This is a genomic window from Coprococcus intestinihominis (genome assembly GCF_040096555.1).
Classification (GTDB): Bacteria; Bacillota; Clostridia; order Lachnospirales; family Lachnospiraceae; genus Coprococcus_A; species Coprococcus_A intestinihominis.
Genome location: NZ_JBBMEK010000429.1, coordinates 1 through 1,467, shown reverse-complemented (window position 1 = coordinate 1,467; position 1,467 = coordinate 1). Strand labels below are relative to the sequence as shown.

General features: G+C 49.6%; 1 protein-coding gene and 1 pseudogene. Both read right to left on the bottom strand.

The genetic code is table 11. The annotated features are described in order from the left end of the window. Positions 1 to 839 (bottom strand): MFS transporter (locus tag WMO25_RS17930; RefSeq protein ID WP_349086578.1); only part of this gene is annotated, 839 nt, incomplete at its 3' end. 253 nt (positions 840 to 1,092) lie between these two features. Next, positions 1,093 to 1,467 (bottom strand): annotated as a pseudogene (locus WMO25_RS17925) (tetracycline resistance ribosomal protection protein); the annotation flags it as partial.

Sequence of the window (1,467 nt, the reverse complement as noted above, 5' to 3'; positions counted from 1 at the left end):
ATGAGCAACTGAGAAGCCAGAATACCTAAGCCGTTGCCGATAAGACTGATAACACCGAACCAAGTGACGCTGTTCAGTGGCCCGATAACGGGTATTACCGTGTCATCCAGAAAATGAGCGGTGGAGAGCCGGTCAAAGCCTTCACTGGCAAGTCCCCCGCACAGTGTGATTGCTAAGAGCGCCAGCAACACAGGTGCGCCTTTCACAAAGCCCAGGTTGAGCTTGAACAGGCAGACAAAGTCTTTAAGCAAGCCCTGCCGTTCCTCAATAGCAGGGGAGAAGTTGGTTTCTGGCATGATGCGAACCAGCACCAGCCCCAGCAGCAAGCACAAACTGCCCCCCAAGATGATAGGCATTTGCAGGTTTATGTTTCCCAGCAGTGTGCCCAGCACCACGCCCAGAACGCCGCCGATTTGCCCCATTTGACTGCCACGCAGGAACACCTTATCCATGGGCTTGTCCTCTTCCTCCGAGGCAATCCACGCCTCCAGAGCGCCGGTGATGAAGGTATCACCGCAACCCCAGACAACCTGGGCCAGCAGAACCGTCGCGAACCACGGCAGCGCACCCTCCATCAGAAAGCCCAGGCCGTAGAGGAACATTCCAATCAGCACCGAGCGCCGACGGCTATACAAATCCGCCACCACACCGGTGGGTATCTCGAACAGAAAGCAGGAGGTTTCCAGAACAGTCCCCACCAGGACAAGCTGAAAAGCATCCAGCTGCACCACCTCCAGGTGGTACACGATGGAAAGCACTGTGGCCATAGAAGCCGCCAGGGAAAAGACAAATCGGAACAGCAGATAGACAGAATATGCCTTTGAATTTTTAGAAAACATGAAGTTACATTCTCCTTTACGAATTAATTTGTGAAACAAGCCCGACTGCCGCGCAGGAAGGGCAAACTTCTCAGCCCTTTCTAACGGTGATTTTAGAAAAGACCTCCCAAAGTACCCAAAGCGCCGTTAAAAGACTTGTTTCCGTTTTTGCAGTTTGCCATAATGAATACCTCCGATACTGAAATTAGAACAACATGACCGTTCTTCTTCACGGAATTATAGCAAATGGGCTTGTGTTGTCAATGTAAAGCTGTTAGGCTAACTTGTGGAACATATGCCGAACCTTATCTATACGGCTATTCGGGCGGCGGGGTTGGCAAATAAGTTTACCAGTAGCTGGCTGGTATCCTTTTAACTCTGTCAAGCAGACTCCCTGCCCATTTGTGAAATAAGTTAAATCGTTCCTGTATTCTTGAATACATCTGGCAGGGATTTCTCCTTTCAGAATGACCTCGTCATTCTTTATCTGGGTACTTACAATATCTGCACAATACCTTGGGGCATCATGATACGCCCGTGAGAGATATTCCTGCGGTGCATAAATTTCAAATTGGAGATATGGCTCTAATAGTTCTGTCCCTGCTTTTTTTAAAGCCTGCTCCAATACGATAGGGGAAAGCAGCCGAAA